Genomic DNA, 17456 nt, shown 5'->3' with positions numbered 1-17456 from the left:
TTAATAGAAGGGAGGGAGATGTGGTCACGACCAACATCCAGCTACAATGAAATACGTGCTAAACTTTTTTAAAGGACTTATGATTACCATTGTTGTTATTTGTATTTCGTTTTATATGGTAACACAGTTATTGAATACGACTGACAGAGAAGAGCCTGTCGTCATTGATAATGGCCCAAGTGTGGAGGAGTTTATTGGTGAAATCGCCGAAACTGCTCGGGACCTTGGTGCTGATAATGACCTATACGCATCCGTCATGATTGCCCAAGCGATTCTAGAAAGTGAGCATGGTCAAAGTGGACTAGGTTCTGCACCCAATTATAATTTATTTGGCATGAAAGGTAGCTACCAAAATGATTCCGTAACACTCGAAACATCAGAGGATGATGGTTCAGGTAATCTTTCCACAATCATGGCTGCCTTCCGCAAATACCCTTCCTATGAGGCATCCATGCAAGATTATGTAAAGTTAATGCGTAATGGAGTTTCATGGAACAAGGATTTTTACGCGGGCGTTTTCAAAAGCAACACAAAGGTCTATACAGATGCGACGGCGTTTTTAACAGGCTCCTATGCTACTGATTCATCATATAGTGAAAAATTAAATGCACTAATCGCAAAATATGATCTACAACAATATGACACCCCTGTGAAAGATAAGAAAACGATTACGGTGGCTGATGGGGATTCACTTTTGAAGATTGCAGAGGTCTATAATGTAAAGGTGACATCGATTAAACAATGGAATCAGCTGCGATCAGATCGCCTTGAAGCGGGCCAACAACTTAATATTTATCATTATTAATCCAAAACCCTCCGTACTCAGCCAACAAGCGTATGGAGGGTTTCTTATAGTGGACGAAACCCTTTCTTTTTTCAAAACGTCTTTATGTAAAAATACGGAAAGGGTAGACATATCATGACGCGCATACAACTGCTCAGTGTTATCACCATCAACTTAATCCTTTTGCCAGTCATGCAGCTAAGCTATAACCTATTTTTCATCACGACCATAGCTGAAAGTATGTTTCAACTGTTGCTGTTTCCGCTACTTATCCTTTTGCTAAATTTAGCGCTTTGGTGTTGTCGACTCAAAATAGCATCCTCTATCCATTGGATCTTTATCTATGTCGGTCAAGGAACAGCTTTAGCCTGTTATTTTGTGTTGCATTATTGGCAATTAGAGCCCTATCCAGACATGCCTCCAGGTGAAGCAGCCTTTGATTTATGTATGATTACTTTTTTTATCGGTGTGTGGCAGCTAGTAGCGTTACTGCTTGTGAATGTTAGTACATTAGTTATCACCAAAATTGGGATGTCCTTAAAAAAACTGGATCGAATTAAATCTCACTGTTGATTGGACAGACATGCCATCGATTTTTCTCTTATAAAAATTCAAAGAGAAGCCTAAATATTTGGCTTCTCCTGAAAAAAAGTACCTACTGCTACTATCGTCGTAGCTAAATCCTGTCGAAAGAGTGGATGTTTTTCATCTAGACTATTAATGGTCACTTCATTGCCTCCTAGTGATGAGTGGATATAAAGCTGATCGCCCATATATAAAGCAATATGACCAGGGAAATAGATTAAATCACCCTTTTGCATTTGGTCTTGGTCTATTTTGACAATCGGAAAGCCCTCTATTATTTTGGCATCCCGAAAAATATAAACGCCGTTTAACATATAGGCCATTGAACATAAACCTGAACAATCAATCCCTAAAGGCGATTTACCACCCCATCGATAGGGTGCTGTTAAATAGCTAAGTGCCGTTTCCACAACGTTTTCTCGAAACTGCGCCTCCGATAATGCCTGAACTGAAATTTTCGGCTGCAGCCATTTTGTCCGAACATACCCTGTTTGTCCCGATACGAGTTGAATGGCCGACCATTCTTCTGGTACATCCTTTAAAGACATGACTTTGACGGACGAGCCCTTTACAAGCGTGAGTCGTTTGGTGCTTTGGATACGCGGTTGCTGCAAAACATCTGCAAAGCTTTGACGAATGACATGCTGTGCTTCCCGTTGCCACGTAGAGGCGATTGCTGCATCTAACAGTAAATCTGTCTTCTGACAATAGCCTTCATAGCGATAGGCTGTTTGGACATATACCCAAGCTTCATTCACCTCTTTGACAATATTTACTGTCATCCCATAAAATACCTCATCGACTAATTCAGAAGCTGCGTCTGGCTTAGCCTGTAAATTGGCAACCATTGCTGTCACGATAGCCTTCAACTGTGTCCCTCCTTTCCCTCCACCAACTGCGCATAAACAACCTTTGATAGACGACCGATTAGTTGGCGAGCCTGCTCATTATCCATCACGTTTGTCATAAAAACACCGATACTATAATCGATTGTGCTACTATAAACGATCCCGACATCATGATCGACCGTATCAAGCCCGCCTGTTTTATGTGCCAGTTTCACATCCTCCACAAGATAACGCTTTAAGGAGTCGTGCACACGCTGACGGCTTAAGATATCAATGACTAGTTGACTGTAAGGGGCTGTTAGTAGCTCTTGCTGATAGATACGCGTAAAAAGATGGGCCATATCCCGTGCTGACGTGCGATTGTCTATGCCCTGAGCTAGCCGTTCTACATCCATCATTTTTCGCTGTAACACCGTGTCCTGTAACCCAATATGCCGAAAATGGTCATTCAAAAAATCCATCCCTACTTCATCAATTAAGATATTCGTAGCTGTATTATCACTCGTAATAATCATCCACACAAGAAGGTCATATAAAGTGCTTTGGGTAAGCCGTTGCTCACTTATCACGCTAAAATCCACCCAATCGTCTGGTGAAATCGGCAGCGTAGTATCAAGCGATAATTTGTTATGCTCTATATATGAGAGCAAGGCTATTAGAATTGGAACTTTTATGACACTGGCACTAGAAAATGCAGTCTCTAGCTGATGACTCGTAAGCAATTGATTGGTTGTGAGATTGTGAACAAATAGATGTACGTTGTAAGGGGATTCCTGAATCATTTTTTCAATAATCTGCTCCATATAATACCTACTCAATCACACGGATTCGCTGGTTGTCCGCATCTATTGAGATCGTTCTTCCTAAAGGCAGCGACATCGTTGGTAAGCAATGACCACATGCCATTTCGGCTATAATTGGCTTACCTAGAGGCACTAGTATTTCTTGGAAAATCATGTATAGTGATAAGCTATGCTCTGGCCTTTGAAGATTTTCAGGCCCACAATTAGTCCATGCTCCTAACAAAATACCTGCCGCGTCATCCAACTTCCCTGCCAGTTTTAATTGTGTCAGCATACGATCGACCTGTTGTTGCGTTTCATCGACATCTTCTAAAAACAGAATTTTACCTCTTGTATCAATTTCATAGGGTGTGCCAAGTGACGCTGTAATCAATGTTAAATTACCACCAATTAGCTGACCTGTAGCATTCCCGCTGACAAGTGTTGACATGGGCTGGTTAGAGGGATTTTCTAAGTAGAACGACGTTTTGTCATTGTCCATAATCTGCTGCCTGAAGGATTGCCATGTGTAGTCGTCCATTTCCTGTCTAATAAATTCCGTGGATGGCATCGGGGTATGATACGTAACAAAGCCACATAGCTGTTGAAAGGCTATATGTAAGGCAGTCACATCACTATAGCCTGCAAATACTTTAGGGTTTGCTCGAATCAGCTCAAAATCTAATTGTGCTAAAATTTTCGTCGCCCCATAGCCTCCACGTATACAAAAAATGCCGTCAATAGTCGGATCACCAAACATACGATGGACATCTGCCGCCCGCACATCATCAGCACCTGCTAAATAACCATGCCTTGCGTGACAGGTCTCCCCAACGACCACCTTGAGCCCTAGCTTCTCAATACTCGCAATAGCAGGTTGCAGCTTTTCTGGTGGTGTTGCCCCAGAAGCACTAATAAGACCAATAGTGTCACCTTTTTTCAATGCCTTTGGACGAATCATGTTTTTCCCTCCATTTTCAGTGAAGTACGATAATGTGTTAGTTCCTCTTCATTGGCCAAAATAAAATGACCTTCCTCTACTTCAACAAATGAAGGAGGGTTTTCCTCATAACAATGCTGTGACGGATCATACACTTCGACGATTTTCCCTCGTTCCTTATAGGGATTCGGCTCTGGTACTGCAGATAACAGTGCTTTTGTATAAGGATGCAGCGGCTGGGCAAATAGCTTTTCTGTGTCTGCCAGCTCAACCATTTTCCCTTTATAAATGACCGCTGTCCGATCGGTAATAAAACGGACAATTGATAAATCATGGGCAATAAATAAATACGTTAAATGATTACGCTGTTGCAGACTAGCTAATAAATTCAATACTTGTGCTCGAATGGACACATCTAGGGCAGAGATAGGCTCATCTGCAATAATAAACTCGGGGTCCATCACTAAAGCACGAGCAATGCCAATACGCTGCCGTTGTCCTCCTGAAAACTCATGAGGAAAGCGGCTAGAGAACTCTGGCAGCAAGCCTACATTTAATAAAGCATTGCGAACCTTTTGCTGACGGTCTGCCTCATCCTTATATTTCTTTGAAGAGTATAATCCTTCCGAAATAATATAATCCACTTTTGCTCGCTCATTGAGGGAGGCCATCGGGTCCTGAAAAATCATTTGGATTTTCTGCGTAATTTCTCTATCCCACTCTTTCGAAATTTTGCCCTGTATACTTTTGCCATGATACAAAATTTGTCCTTCTGTCACCTCATTAATGCGCATAATAGCCCGACCAATCGTTGTTTTCCCAGATCCTGATTCACCTACAATGCCAAATGTTTCACCTTTAAAAATATGAAAGCTGACATCATCAATCGCTGTAAATTTATGTTTCCCTTTACCAAATACGACAGATACATTTTGCACTTCTACTAGCACTTCTTTATCAGTCATTAGCATACTGCCTCCCCTCTACAAAAAATGCTTGTAAAGCGGCTGGCGGCTCTATTTTTGGTGCAAGTGGATCTAATAACCATGTGCGCGCATAGTGGGTGTCACTGACCTGAAAAAAAGGTGGACGCTCCACAAAGTCAATTTTTAATGCATATGGATTGCGTGGTGCAAAGGCATCACCCTTTATTTCCTGAAAAAGATTCGGTGGCGTGCCCTTAATTGAATATAATTGTTCCCCCTTTGAACCAAGCTGAGGTAAGGAGGAAATAAGTGCCCACGTATAAGGATGCTTACTATTAAAGAAAATTTCATGCGTTTCCCCGACCTCAATGACATCACCCGCATACATCACGGCAATACGATCAGCCACCTTTGCGACAACACCCAAATCATGCGTAATATAGACAATCGATAAGCCATATTTCTGCTGAAGATTCTTTAATAGTTGTAATATCTGAGCTTGAATGGTCACATCTAAAGCGGTTGTTGGTTCATCACAAATTAAAATATTCGGTTTACAGGCAATCGCAATAGCGATGACAATACGTTGGCGCATGCCTCCCGAAAATTCATGTGGGTATTGCTTATAGCGTTTTTTCACATCTGTAATACCTACATCTGTTAGCAACTTTAATGTTTCTTCATAGGCTTCCTTGCCTCTTAAGCCTTGATGCATGACGACACATTCCTCAATTTGCTTCCCAATGGTTTTGAGCGGATTCAACGATGTCATTGGGTCCTGCGTTACCATCGCAATTTCCTTACCTCGAATACGCAACCATTCTTGCTCTGTTGTAAACTGAGTTACATCCTGTGCATTGTAAATGATTCGTCCTTGCTGAATGCTGCCATTTTTATCTAGCAAGCCCATAATGGATTTCATCAGCACCGATTTGCCCGAACCTGATTCACCAACAATGGCTAAGCTTTCTCCCTTGTAAAGGTCGAGTGAAATATCGCGGATAGCTGTTAAGACACGACCCCGTAGCGTAAACTGAATGACTAAATTTTGTATGACTAATATGCGCGATTTTTTCAATGTCACTTATTTCCTCTCCTTACACATGGTTTTTCGGATCTGCTGCATCTGCGAAAGAATTACCAATAATATAGAATGCTATCGTGATGACACTTAACACAATACTTGGGAAAACCAGCTGATAACGTAAATCTGGTGACATCATGAGTACGCGTCCTTCATTAATTAAATTTCCTAAGGACGGCTCGCTGATTGGTAGCCCTAAACCAATATATGTTAGAAATACTTCAGCTCCTATCGCAAAGGGAATAGCGAGGCTCATACGCAACATAATCACTGAAATTAAATAAGGTAATAAATTTTTTAGGATAATACGATAATCAGGAGTGCCTAAACATTTTGAGGCTAGGTTGTATTCACGATCACGTAAAATAACAATTTGATTGCGAATAAATCTCGCCATTTCCACCCATCCCGTTATACACATAGCTATAATGATCGTCGAAATACTTGGGCGTAAAATATAAGACATTAAAATGAGCACAATGGTTGTGGGGATATTATCGACAACATTATAAAGCTGCGTTATCGGTGCTTCTAATTTTCGTGAAAAGCCCCACAGTGTACCGATTGTAATACCGACTACTGCCTCTACCAAGGCTACGACACAGCCAATAAAGAGAGATGTTCTTGTGCCCGCCCAAATACGAGACCATAAATCCTGACCAATGGAATTCGTGCCAAACCAAAACTCTGCATTGGGGGTAATATTGCGTGCTTGCATCCCTGTTTGTTCATCCAAGTAAATTTCAGTTGGTGATTTTTGCGCTGGTAAATAAGGCTGGAGAATGGTGAAGCTGACAATAATAAACACTCCCACTAATAAAAAAACGGCTAGTCTATTTTTTAAAAAGGATTGCCATGTAGACCGCCAATAAGAGTAATTGGAATAGCCAGTTTCCTCTGCTTGTCTTGCGTCAACTTCAGCAAATTCAAACAATGTTTGACGGGACTTATTCGAAATATTATTGATTTCATCTGTATACATACCCATTAGCGCACACCCCCTCCCTTGCCTAATTTAATGCGTGGATCGACAAGTGCCATGGCAATGTCTCCTAAAATAAGTCCGATGATGCCAAGAGAAGAGAACACTAGCACTAAACCTTGCACAATCGTATTATCCTGACGCTGAATGGCATCCACGAGCAAGCCCCCCATCCCTGGAATGGAATAGAGCGATTCGATATAAATAGAGCCTGTAATCGTAAATAGAATGGTGGCAGGTAAGTATTGTGCCATTGGAATAAAGGCATTTCGCAGTACATGCTGGAACATCAATGTCCGCTCCTTCACACCCTTCGCCCTTGCTAGCTTAATATAGTCCTTGTTCAGTTCATCTACCATATAACGTCGCATCCACATCGCATAGGAGGCAGTCGGCGCCAACGCCATGGAGGTAAGTGGCAAAATCCAAGTAATCGGCCTGTACGCATCAAACAGCATCGGTAATTGAAAGAGTTCCGTAATATACATTTGAATGACTAAGTAGTAGACTGCTGCAGGGACAGCAACGACAAAGACGATATAGCCTGTCCCTAGCCGATCTAGCCAACGCCCCTTACGATAGGCCATCAAAATCCCTAACGGCACACCAATGAGTAGCGATAAAGCTACTGCCCCCAAACCAAAGAGCAGAGAATACATAATTTTATCCGCAATAATCGTCACAACCGGTACATCCGTACGATAAGTGACCGATTTGCCTAAATCCCCTTGCAACAAATTTTTATAAAAATTTCCTAGCTGAACAAGCAATGGATCACGCAAGCCAAGATTTGTTAAATAAACTTCTTGCTGAGCCGGTGACATTTTATCGGCTGCCGCTCCTAAATATCCTTCCTCCGGCATTAATCGTAATAATGAAAAGACGATCGTGATGATAATAAAAAGGGTGAACACGGATTGTAAGAGACGTTTTCCTATATACTGCAACATGGCGCCATCCTCCTTTATCCAAAAGACTAAAGGAGATGCCGACTATTCTTTCGGTATCTCCTTTTCCTCTACGAAGTCATACTACTTTTCAGCATTCGCTAACGCTTCCGCACGTTCTTGCTCCCACTGCGCGAGCGCCTTTTTAAATTCTTCATTACTCATTGGCTTCTCCAGCACTTGCTGTCCTTTAAATTTCTCTGCCGTTACACCAAATGGCGAATATTGCGCCTCAAATGGATTTAATTTAGACGCCACATAGCCACTCCCCCCTACTGAATAAGGGATCACAAAGGCTTCATCAATTAAAAAGGCCTCTGCCTTCGCAAATAGCTCATAACGTTTTGCGGCATCAATCGTTTCTTTCGCTTGATCCACAAGGTTTTGGTACGTCGTTTTGCCATTTGCCTCTTTATAGCCTTCTGCTAATTCTGGTTTATTGTAAGTACCGTCCACTGTGAATGGATCTGTATACGTAGAGGGATCTGCAAAGTCAGGACCCCAGTTCGCTTCTAAAAGCGCAAACTTGCCAGGACGACGCACCTCTGATAAGAAGCCTGTCGATGGACCAGCCTCTACAATAATGTCGACATAATCTGTCCCTAGTAATTTTTCAATCTGCTGTTCCACTACTTGAGAACGATTGGCCCAATCTGGACTGCCTGCATTATAGGGCATTAATACTTTTACAGGGAACGTGGCTTTACCTGCTAATGCTGTTTTCGCTTTTTCTTTGTACTCTAGAGCGAGCTCTTTATTGAAGGAATCTTCATTGGAAATGGTCGTAAGTGGCGCTAATTGGGTATAATCCACCCCTTCCACATCGACAAAGTTTTTCGGTGTAACAGTATTGCTCAGCAAATCTGCTGGATTATAAGGCTCAACCGTCAGCATTGCGGACACCCGATCCAGTGTATGGAATAAGGATTTACGGAAATCTTTATTGTTGACTGCAACCTTCCAGTTATCTGGCTCATATTGGGCGTCAAATTGTGGATTAAAGTTGAGTGCATAGAAGTAGGTATAGAAGTTATTTTGTGTTTGACGAACCTGAGATTTTTTCTTCTCGTCTTTAAACCATTCATCAATAATAGAGGTTGGAATACTAGCAGCATCAATTTCTCCACGTAAAAACAGCTCTGGTGCCACTGTTGCCGCTTCTTTATTGTATTTATAGCGAATGCGATCAATCAGCACCTTGTCTTTATCCCAATACGACTCATTTTTCACAAGAACACGCTCATTTTGCGGTTCAAATTTATCTAAAAGATAAGCGCCATTATAAAGGAAATTTTCACGCGTCGTGCCAAAATCCTTCCCTTTCTCGGCAATGAACTTGCCATTCACCGGGAAGAAACAAACATAGTTCAACATAGAAAGGAAATAGGGTGTCGGGGCTTCTAAAGTATATTCTACTGTATGTTCATCTAGCGCCTTTATGCCAACCTCCTTGAAATCAGCCAACTCGCCGTTATAGAAGGCCTCCCCATTTTTTACGACCGTCGCAATCCAAGCCGTCGATGATTCATTTTTAGCATCAAGCACATAATGTAAGCCATCCACAAAGTCTTGTGCCACAACATCTGCATAGTCCTTACCCTCATGTGTGACCCATTTAGCATCATCACGTAGCTTGAACGTCCAAACAGTAGCATCCTCATTAGCAGACCATTCCTTCGCCAATCCTGGCTGAACGACTCCATATTGATCGTATTCTATGAGTCCATCCACCATATTTGCGGCCACCGCAAATTCATTTGTTTCAGACGTCTTTAAATAATTTAACGTTTTAATTTCTCCCGAATATACAACACGATATTCCGATGCCTTTTCACTCGATGATTCATCATTGCAGGCTACACAAAACAATACGACCAGACATATGAACAGCAACCAAGACTTTCTCACAAGCATCCCCCTAATCATCTTTTTATAATGAAAATCCTATTGCAAGGACGGATGCACCTTCAATAGGATCTTTCAAACATAAGCTAGGTCCTTCTAAATCGACCCACTATCGGTGAAATGCACAACGATTCCATGCTCGTTGTCACGGTAATGAGATAAATTTGTAGGTTCTATCAAATCAAACATATTGGACAGCGTGTCCCACTGCTTTTTGACTACATCTTTGAGTGGTGGCTTCGCTGGAATGAGCAAATTCTTCACTCGGGTGAGCGCCTCTCCTCTTTCTGAGCGAGCTCATCGCTTCGATGAGCGCTTTTCACATTTCCATGAGTAAGACTTTTCCTGGATGAGCCCCCTATTCCTATTTTGGAACGGAGCTATCACTATTGATCATTCATTGATAAAGCAAGCTCAGTAGCATCATGTTAAAAATTGTAAAATACGAAGCACCTCATAAAAATCATCGGTGATAAACTCTACGGTATTATGTGGTTTGAATGTGGCATTTGGATAGAAAGAATTGCGATAAGCCCGTGTATGGTCTCGATAAATAATCTCCACCACAAAGCGTTCTGGTAACGTTACCTGCAAATCGGCACGTGGCACTTTCATTGCAGACTCTACCAGACGTTTGGTTTCCATAATGGTTAGCTGTGGACTGACACTAATCGTTGCATTTCCGATGCCTTCCTTTGTGGCAAATGTAATCATGTGTTCATTCAAGGCCTGTATTTCCTCTGTTAGCCCCACATCCCCACTAACGAAGGATACAGGAACATCATGTAAAGCCGCCGCATACGTATTGATTAAAAATTCGCTTGCATAATCACCATTAATTTTGACGTCGGCATATGTGCAAAGTGTATGGGCAAGTGGATTGCGCTCACTTCCTCCTTTACTGTGGTAGCCAATAAAAATGGCACGGTCAAAGCTTTGATCGAGACCTGCCACCATACACATTGGATCATATGTCCAGCCACGGATGACTTTACAATTGATTGGTAAATTGGAAATGTCGAGATTGCGAGCAGAATCGTGGGCATCCTTTAATAAAATTTCTGTGGCGCCTCCTGCTATCGCTCCTTCAATGGCTGCTTCTACTTCTCGTGTCATTTGTCTTTGGAAAAACAGATAGTCCGGTGCGTTTAACTCGGTCTCACTCCATGATGTTGTACCTGTAATCCCTTCAATATCTGCGCTAATATAAACCTTCATAGAAATCGCAACTCCTTTACATTATGATTTTGTATTGTTGCGTGTACTGCTCCATAATGGGCTACCTGCGCTTGCACACGTCTTGCCCATGCCACATTGTGATAATCGTAATGCCACCATTCCTCTGCATAATTCGTGAATCCAGCAAGTGACAAGCAGTTGTACAGCAGACGCCGATGCTGACAGGCCAGCGGATTTTCCTTCAAGTGCTGTTCAAAATAACGTGTCGCAGATTTTTCATGCATTTCGTCAAAAGCTGTACCAAGATCCAATGCTTTACCGTGGACATCAGCCAGCGTGACATCAATTGCACCACCTGTTAAATGTGGGGCTAAATGGGCGAATTCTTCACTTGGTAAAGCTACATATTTTTTCGTAGCCTGCACAAGCTCCTGTGGTGTTGCCTGTGGCATTTGTTGTGCTAATTGCTTTGAAAAATGGGTAAACAAATATTGCTGTACTTGAAACGGACGATACCCATCATAAAGTAAGAGACTATATTCCTGTGGTAATAACGTTAACGCCTGCTGCAAACGCTTATAGACCCCTTTTCGCACATAAATAACTTGCAAACTATCAGGAATCTGTTGCTGATAGTAGATAGGTTCCATGAATAGTCTCGGATGTGTAGCTGTGACCTGGATAAGCGGCTCACCGTTTTCACGAACAAACGGAGATAGAGGTGGATTCCTATTTATAGCTGCCGCTATTGGTTGAAATAGGTTGATGATATTGGCACACCTCCGTAATTTTTAGATAATTCAGTTTTTTAAAATGAATGTTATCACAACTCTCTAGCATTGACTAGATAAAAAAAGAATAATTACAATATAATAGTTTTTCTCTTATAATGATCCATATTCCAGCAAAACACTGTCGAAAAATCACTTTTGTCCTCTAGTTAAGGATTTTATTCATCGCATTGCTTGCTCATGCTAACGAAGTACAAAAAAAGCTATCGAAACATGGATGATGTCTCAATAGCTTTAATCGTTATGCCTTATGAAAAGCGTAAGCTTCCACTGTATGGCCATTACGCCCCGTTGTAGTCTGGGCCTGAGATAATGAATTGAGTATCGCTTCCTCTGTCGCTTCAGCTGCGGCGGCAAACAACTGATTCATGACGGGATGATCCTCACGTAGCTGTGTTCTTGTTTCCATCAGCTGATCTGTCGTATGAGGGATACTGTGTGCCGTTGTAAAACCAATGACTACATCCCCACTACCATGTGAAAAGTGACTACCTGTCCGACCGAGACCGATACCACAGCGTTTAATGACGCGCAGCAATTGGCGGCTACTCAACGGGGCATCCGTTGCAAGAATAATAAGTATTGAACCATCTGTAGGAGATAATGTTGATTGGCTTTGCCTATTGGAAGCGTTGTAACGCTCGGCTAAAAACTCAGTGCTTTGACCAAAATTACTGAGAACTAGACAGCCAACTGTATAGCTAATTTCCTGTTGTTCAACTTTAACAAGGCGAGAAGACGAACCAATCCCCCCTTTATAGCCAAAACACATCATGCCTTTCCCTGCTCCAACGGCTCCTTCCTGTGCTATATCCGTAGAGGCTTGACGAATGGCTGCTATTGCATGTTCTGGTGTCACGGGACAAGCTCGAATCGAATTTAAATAGCTATCATTACATTCGCCTACAACAACATTAATCGTTCCTGTTGTGAGCCCAATATCTTCATTCAAGTCCAACATGTAGCTTAGTGTCCCTTGTGTAACGGCTGGCACGCCAAAGGTATTCGTTAACATAATAGGTGATTCGAGCACACCAAGCTCATTGACTTGCACAAGCCCCGTTGTTTTCCCGAAACCATTTAACACATAGCTTGCTGCCGTTACCTTTTGCTGAAATAAATTACCACCATGCGGTAAAATGGCTGTGACACCTGTACACGCATAAGCACCGTCCTGATCTAATGGCTCATCCAATGTGATATGTCCCACCTGAACTCCCGCTACATCGGTCATACAGTTTTTTGGTCCAACTGGTAACCTGCCAATCTTGATACCCATTTCTCGTACCTTGCCTGGCATATTACAACTCCTCCTGAATCGCCATGGACACCGCAGTTTGTGCATGAATGGCTGCTGTATCAAACACTGGCACACTAATATCCTCCTGCTGAATCAATAAACCAATCTCCGTACAGCCTAAAATCACTCCTTGTGCCCCCGCTTGCACAAGCTCCTCAACAACTTGGATATAGTACGATTTGGCGTCTTGCTTAATGATACCTAAACACAGTTCTTCATAAATAATGCGATTTACTTCCATTCGTTCGCGGCTGTCTGGCACAATAACCTCAATACCGAAGCCCTCCACTCTTGCTTTATAAAACGCCTGCTCCATCGTATACTTCGTGCCAAGAAGGGCTATTTTCTGTAGACCTGCCTCTTTAATTTGTCTAGCTGTTGCATCCGCAATATGTAAAATCGGGATGGTAATCGCTGCCTCTATAACATCAATGACCTTATGCATCGTATTCGTACAAATAATAACAAAATCTGCACCTGCACGCTCAAGTGATTGCGCTGCTTGTGCCAGAACATTCCCCGCTTTGTCCCACTCTCCTTTCGCTTGAAAATGCTCAATTTGTTGGAAATCCACACTATATAAAATACATTTGGCAGAATGTAAGCCTCCTAGTCGTTGTTTGACCTGCTCATTCATGAGCCTGTAATAGGCAGCGGAGGATTCCCAGCTCATCCCACCAATTAAGCCGATTGTTTTCATCAATATCACACTCCTTTTCTATTATTATACGCATAACTCGCAATGAAATAAGAGAATTTTCAAAACTTAACGCTTTATTTCCCTATCGAATATGACAGAAAAATAGTATGTGAAGCAAACTCTATCCATTTAAATATTTTAAAACCTCAAAATATTATGATTATTTCCATTATTTTAGAAATGTTGATTTATTATAAAAAAACAGTGTAGACTAAAGCGTATTGTGAAAGGAGGACAACTTATGGAATGGATTTCAAGTATTGTAAATAGTGGAAATAATGTTTTATGGACATATATCCTAATTATCTTACTGATCGTAGCAGGACTATATTTTTCATTTGGTACGAAGTTTGTACAAATTCGTCTGTTTCCTGAAATGTTTCGTTTAATTGTAGAAAAAAGAGAGGGCGAATCAGGTGTATCACCGTTCCAGGCTTTTACTATTAGTGCTGCTTCACGTGTCGGCACAGGGAATATTACAGGTGTTGCCTTAGCCATTGGTGTAGGGGGACCAGGTGCTGTTTTTTGGATGTGGATCATCGCTATTTTAGGGATGGCTACTGCCTTCATTGAAAGTACCTTAGCACAGGTTTATAAAGTGAAGGATGGTAATACCTTCCGAGGTGGACCTGCCTACTACATGGAAAAAGCGTTAGGTCAACGAAAGCTAGGAATTATTTTTAGTATTTTATTAACATTTAGCTTTGGGTTTATTTTTAATGCTGTACAGTCCAATACAATTGCCACGTCAGTTGGAGAAGCATTTGATATCAAACCAGCGATCATTGGGATAATACTTGTCGCCTTAACAGCCTTAATTATTTTTGGCGGTGTTCATAGAATTGTGAAGGTGACGCAAATTCTTGTACCTGTCATGGCGATTTTCTATTTACTTGTAGCCCTTTTTGTTGTAGTGACAAATTTCTCGGAAATCCCACATGTTTTTAACTTAATTTTCACGCATGCATTTGGCCTACAGGAAGCTGTTGGTGGTGCAATTGGGGCGGCTATTATGCAAGGTGTCCGTCGTGGTTTATTTTCCAACGAGGCTGGTATGGGGAGTGTACCTAATGCGGCGGCAACTGCCAATACCTCACACCCTGCCAAACAAGGGCTAGTTCAAAGCTTAGGTGTCTTTTTTGATACGATCATGATTTGTACAGCGACTGCCTTTATCATTATTTTAGCTGGCTTATATGATAAAGGTGAAAGTGACGGCATTATTTTGACGCAAAATTCTTTAGCTGTTCAAGTTGGGGACTGGGCTCCTTACTTTATTGCTATCGCCATCATCTTCTTTGCCTTCAGTTCGATCATTGGAAACTATTATTATGGTGAATCCAATATTGAGTTTATGGATGCGCATAAAGGTTGGATGTTTAGCTATCGTATATTAGTGTTAGCTATGGTCATGTTTGGCTCTGTAGCTCAGGTACAGCTTGTATGGAATTTAGCTGACCTATTTATGGGTCTGATGGCACTCATCAATATAGCCATTATTATTATTCTCGGTAAAATTGCCTTCCTTGTATTAGATGACTTTACACAGCAACGTAAAGCTGGTAAAAATCCTGTCTTTTATGCAAAATCAATTCCAACCTTAAAAAATACAGATTGTTGGGAAGAAGATCGATAAACAGCTAACGCCACTCCTTTTGATAGGAGTGGCGTTTGTGCTTTAATATTTAAATTGACTAATGAGTTGCTTTAATTCATCCGCCATATGTGCGAGTGCTTGCGCTGATGCATTGATTTCTTCCATTGAGGCTAATTGTTCCTCTGTTGATGCCGCTACATCCTCGGATGCAGAAGCATTGCCTTTTGCAGAGAATGCCAAATCTTCTGTTACGGCTGCCACCTCTTGGACACCTGCTGACATTTGCTCAGAGGCTGAAGAGACTTCCTCCATTTTAGGTGTAATTTCATTCATGCTTGTCATAATGACTTGGAATTTTGCAATGGCTTCATCCGAAATATGCAGACCACTTTGCACATCCTCCGTTACCTTCGCCATAATACTGACAGATTGCTCCGTCTCTTGCTGAATACCTCGAATAAGCTCAAATATTTGTTTGGCCGATTCTTGTGATTGTTCTGCTAGCTTACGAACTTCATCTGCCACAACGGCAAACCCTTTCCCATGCTCACCCGCTCTTGCCGCCTCAATAGCTGCATTTAATGCAAGTAAGTTCGTTTGATCGGCAATGCTCGTAATGACATCTAAGATGGACGTAATTTGCTGAGATCGTTCATGCAAGGTTTGGATTTTCGCATTGGAATCTGCTACAGATAAATGAATGGATTGCATTTGATCCTTCGTATTCTGCACAGCTTGTCCACCCTCATCTGCTTGTGATGTTGCATGCTGCGAAAGGTCTGTCACAGCAGAGGATATTTCGGCAATATGCAAAATAGCTGTTGAAAGCTCATGCAGTGATTCTGCATTTTTATTGGCACTGATCGTTTGCGAATCAGCACTTGAGGCAACATCCTGAATAGAAATCGCCACTTTTTCTGTTGCAATGCTTGTTTGATTCGCGTTGGCTGTTAGCTCCTCTGCTGACGAAGCCACTTCCTCTGCATTTTGCTCAATTTTTTGAATAAGTGTCCGTAAGCTTTCTTGCATATCATTAAAGGCTTGTCCTAATTGACCAATCTCATCTTTCGACGTAACCGTCACCGTTTCTGTCAAATCGCCTTTACTGATCGTCACAGCACTATCCTTTAAAGCTTTAATTGGCTTTAACACAGCCCTCATAACAAAATAAAAGACAATCGTACTAATAACAATAGCCGCAATCAGCACTAAAATCGTATGGTATAAAATTTTAGATGCCGATTCATCAATTTCTTTGGCAAAAATGGTCCCTGTGATTTTCCAATCAGTCAGTTCATTTGTTGTATAGAACAGGATTCGGTTATCACCGTCAAAGACATATTTATAGGTCCCAGAAGGATTTTCGTACATTTGATCGAGGAAGCTTTCTTTTAGTTTTCCTCCAGCTTCAAGCGTAGGGTGTGAGATAACCATATTTTCTCCACCAAAAATAGAAGGATAACCATTTTTCCCGATTCGGATGGAATCTGCAATTTTTTGAAGGTCTGTCAGTTTAATATCAATAGCCACAACCCCAGCATGATCCTTAATCTGTTTGGCAACTGTCACAACCATATCGCCAGTTCCTGCATCTTTATAAGGATTTGTGATTAACGTTTCTCCTTTGAGGGCTGTTGCCTCTTTATACCAATCTCGATCTAGTGGATTATAGTCTGCATCATTTAATTTTGGCTCTTGTGTAAAGGAGCCATCGTTCATGCCAATATAAATACTTAGCACATCTGGATTTAGCTCTACATACTGATGCAAATTCGTCTCAATAGAGGCTTGGGATTGCTGATATTTTCCTGCATCTAATTCACTGCTAAATACATTGATATCATCCATTTTTTCGCTAATGGTTTTATCAATAAGCTTATTTAAAATGCCCACACTTTCATTGGCACTAAATAATATTTCTTCTTCTATTGAGTCTTTGGCAGATAAATAAGATAAACTCCCAACAGAAATGACAGGAATTAGTAATACTAGCGCAAATAAAGTATAAAGCTTGCCCTTAAAACTGCTAAATAGTTTCTTCATATATCAATCTCCTTTTGATTCTTGTCGTGAAAAAATAGCAAGCTATTTTCCACAGTATTTCCC

General features: G+C 41.4%; 17 protein-coding genes. 3 read left to right on the top strand and 14 right to left on the bottom strand.

What is annotated here, in order from left to right; genetic code table 11:
* Nucleotides 1-46 precede the first annotated feature (46 nt).
* Together V6670_RS08945 and V6670_RS08940 are read left to right on the top strand one after the other, a co-directional pair.
* Nucleotides 47-805: a glucosaminidase domain-containing protein gene (locus V6670_RS08945; protein ID WP_338653716.1), complete on the top strand. Its 759-nt coding sequence runs from the start codon at nucleotides 47-49 to the stop codon at nucleotides 803-805.
* A 114-nt stretch (nucleotides 806-919) separates the two neighbouring features.
* Nucleotides 920-1357: a hypothetical protein gene (locus tag V6670_RS08940; RefSeq protein WP_338653714.1), complete on the top strand. Its 438-nt coding sequence runs from the start codon at nucleotides 920-922 to the stop codon at nucleotides 1355-1357.
* Between the two features lie 50 nt (nucleotides 1358-1407).
* Here V6670_RS08940 and V6670_RS08935 read toward each other — a convergent pair whose 3' ends face one another.
* From V6670_RS08935 to V6670_RS08875, 13 genes are all read right to left on the bottom strand, one after another.
* Complete coding sequence (locus V6670_RS08935; RefSeq protein ID WP_338653712.1) at nucleotides 1408-2238, bottom strand: SH3 domain-containing C40 family peptidase; 831 nt, start codon at nucleotides 2236-2238, stop codon at nucleotides 1408-1410.
* Entirely contained in the window at nucleotides 2235-3020 is a 786-nt protein-coding gene (locus V6670_RS08930) for a serine hydrolase (protein ID WP_338653710.1), read from the bottom strand. Before V6670_RS08930 ends, V6670_RS08935 begins: the two co-directional genes overlap by 4 nt.
* Before the next feature lie 7 nt (nucleotides 3021-3027).
* Entirely contained in the window at nucleotides 3028-3960 is a 933-nt protein-coding gene (locus V6670_RS08925) for an LD-carboxypeptidase (protein WP_338653708.1), read from the bottom strand.
* Entirely contained in the window at nucleotides 3957-4904 is a 948-nt protein-coding gene (locus V6670_RS08920) for an ATP-binding cassette domain-containing protein (protein ID WP_338653707.1), read from the bottom strand. The genes V6670_RS08925 and V6670_RS08920 overlap by 4 nt, the downstream gene beginning before the upstream one ends.
* The gene (locus tag V6670_RS08915; RefSeq protein WP_338653704.1) at nucleotides 4897-5949 is read right to left on the bottom strand and encodes an ABC transporter ATP-binding protein; all 1053 of its coding nucleotides are present in this window, start codon (nucleotides 5947-5949) and stop codon (nucleotides 4897-4899) included. The genes V6670_RS08920 and V6670_RS08915 overlap by 8 nt, the downstream gene beginning before the upstream one ends.
* 13 nt (nucleotides 5950-5962) lie before the next feature.
* Nucleotides 5963-6937, bottom strand: a complete 975-nt coding sequence (locus tag V6670_RS08910; protein WP_338653702.1) for an ABC transporter permease — start codon at nucleotides 6935-6937, stop codon at nucleotides 5963-5965.
* Nucleotides 6937-7881 carry an ABC transporter permease gene (locus V6670_RS08905; protein WP_089932476.1) on the bottom strand — a complete coding sequence of 315 codons (945 nt, stop codon included), beginning with the start codon at nucleotides 7879-7881 and terminating at the stop codon, nucleotides 6937-6939. The genes V6670_RS08910 and V6670_RS08905 overlap by 1 nt, the downstream gene beginning before the upstream one ends.
* Nucleotides 7882-7962: 81 nt before the next feature.
* The gene (locus V6670_RS08900) at nucleotides 7963-9786 is read right to left on the bottom strand and encodes a peptide ABC transporter substrate-binding protein (RefSeq protein WP_338653700.1); all 1824 of its coding nucleotides are present in this window, start codon (nucleotides 9784-9786) and stop codon (nucleotides 7963-7965) included.
* 93 nt (nucleotides 9787-9879) lie between these two features.
* On the bottom strand, nucleotides 9880-10047 hold the full coding sequence (locus V6670_RS08895) for a hypothetical protein (RefSeq protein WP_338653699.1): 168 nt from the start codon (nucleotides 10045-10047) through the stop codon (nucleotides 9880-9882).
* Nucleotides 10048-10206: 159 nt separating this feature from the next.
* On the bottom strand, nucleotides 10207-11001 hold the full coding sequence (locus V6670_RS08890) for a M55 family metallopeptidase (protein ID WP_338653697.1): 795 nt from the start codon (nucleotides 10999-11001) through the stop codon (nucleotides 10207-10209).
* A complete protein-coding gene (locus V6670_RS08885) occupies nucleotides 10998-11612 on the bottom strand; it encodes a M15 family metallopeptidase (RefSeq protein ID WP_338653696.1) in 615 nt (204 codons plus the stop codon). The genes V6670_RS08890 and V6670_RS08885 overlap by 4 nt, the downstream gene beginning before the upstream one ends.
* A 382-nt stretch (nucleotides 11613-11994) precedes the next feature.
* Nucleotides 11995-13053 (bottom strand): P1 family peptidase, encoded by a 1059-nt coding sequence (locus V6670_RS08880; RefSeq protein WP_338653695.1) that lies wholly within the window; start codon nucleotides 13051-13053, stop codon nucleotides 11995-11997.
* 1 nt (nucleotide 13054) lies between these two features.
* Nucleotides 13055-13753: an aspartate/glutamate racemase family protein gene (locus V6670_RS08875; RefSeq protein ID WP_338653694.1), complete on the bottom strand. Its 699-nt coding sequence runs from the start codon at nucleotides 13751-13753 to the stop codon at nucleotides 13055-13057.
* Nucleotides 13754-13994: 241 nt separating this feature from the next.
* On the opposite strand from V6670_RS08875, the gene V6670_RS08870 reads away from it, so the two are divergent.
* A complete protein-coding gene (locus V6670_RS08870; protein WP_338653692.1) occupies nucleotides 13995-15389 on the top strand; it encodes an alanine/glycine:cation symporter family protein in 1395 nt (464 codons plus the stop codon).
* Between the two features lie 42 nt (nucleotides 15390-15431).
* On the opposite strand, the gene V6670_RS08865 is transcribed toward V6670_RS08870, so the two are convergent.
* Nucleotides 15432-17393 carry a methyl-accepting chemotaxis protein gene (locus V6670_RS08865; RefSeq protein ID WP_338653690.1) on the bottom strand — a complete coding sequence of 654 codons (1962 nt, stop codon included), beginning with the start codon at nucleotides 17391-17393 and terminating at the stop codon, nucleotides 15432-15434.
* Nucleotides 17394-17456: the final 63 nt, after the last annotated feature.

Origin of the sequence: Lysinibacillus sp. Y5S-8, from assembly GCF_036894365.1 — a bacterium.
Lineage (GTDB): Bacteria > Bacillota > Bacilli > Bacillales_A > Planococcaceae > Lysinibacillus > Lysinibacillus fusiformis_D.
This window is presented reverse-complemented; position numbering and strand designations above follow the sequence as displayed.

What these genes read in the sequence shown, in the direction of transcription:
- V6670_RS08870 (WP_338653692.1), top strand. Translation starts at nt 13,995, where the DNA reads ATGGAATGGATTTCAAGTATTGTAAATAGTGGAAATAATGTTTTATGG.
- V6670_RS08910 (WP_338653702.1), bottom strand. Translation starts at nt 6,937, where the DNA reads ATGGGTATGTATACAGATGAAATCAATAATATTTCGAATAAGTCCCGT.
- V6670_RS08890 (WP_338653697.1), bottom strand. Translation starts at nt 11,001, where the DNA reads ATGAAGGTTTATATTAGCGCAGATATTGAAGGGATTACAGGTACAACA.
- V6670_RS08930 (WP_338653710.1), bottom strand. Translation starts at nt 3,020, where the DNA reads ATGGAGCAGATTATTGAAAAAATGATTCAGGAATCCCCTTACAACGTA.
- V6670_RS08865 (WP_338653690.1), bottom strand. Translation starts at nt 17,393, where the DNA reads ATGAAGAAACTATTTAGCAGTTTTAAGGGCAAGCTTTATACTTTATTT.
- V6670_RS08940 (WP_338653714.1), top strand. Translation starts at nt 920, where the DNA reads ATGACGCGCATACAACTGCTCAGTGTTATCACCATCAACTTAATCCTT.
- V6670_RS08885 (WP_338653696.1), bottom strand. Translation starts at nt 11,612, where the DNA reads ATGGAACCTATCTACTATCAGCAACAGATTCCTGATAGTTTGCAAGTT.
- V6670_RS08880 (WP_338653695.1), bottom strand. Translation starts at nt 13,053, where the DNA reads ATGCCAGGCAAGGTACGAGAAATGGGTATCAAGATTGGCAGGTTACCA.
- V6670_RS08945 (WP_338653716.1), top strand. Translation starts at nt 47, where the DNA reads ATGAAATACGTGCTAAACTTTTTTAAAGGACTTATGATTACCATTGTT.
- V6670_RS08875 (WP_338653694.1), bottom strand. Translation starts at nt 13,753, where the DNA reads ATGAAAACAATCGGCTTAATTGGTGGGATGAGCTGGGAATCCTCCGCT.
- V6670_RS08920 (WP_338653707.1), bottom strand. Translation starts at nt 4,904, where the DNA reads ATGACTGATAAAGAAGTGCTAGTAGAAGTGCAAAATGTATCTGTCGTA.
- V6670_RS08905 (WP_089932476.1), bottom strand. Translation starts at nt 7,881, where the DNA reads ATGTTGCAGTATATAGGAAAACGTCTCTTACAATCCGTGTTCACCCTT.
- V6670_RS08925 (WP_338653708.1), bottom strand. Translation starts at nt 3,960, where the DNA reads ATGATTCGTCCAAAGGCATTGAAAAAAGGTGACACTATTGGTCTTATT.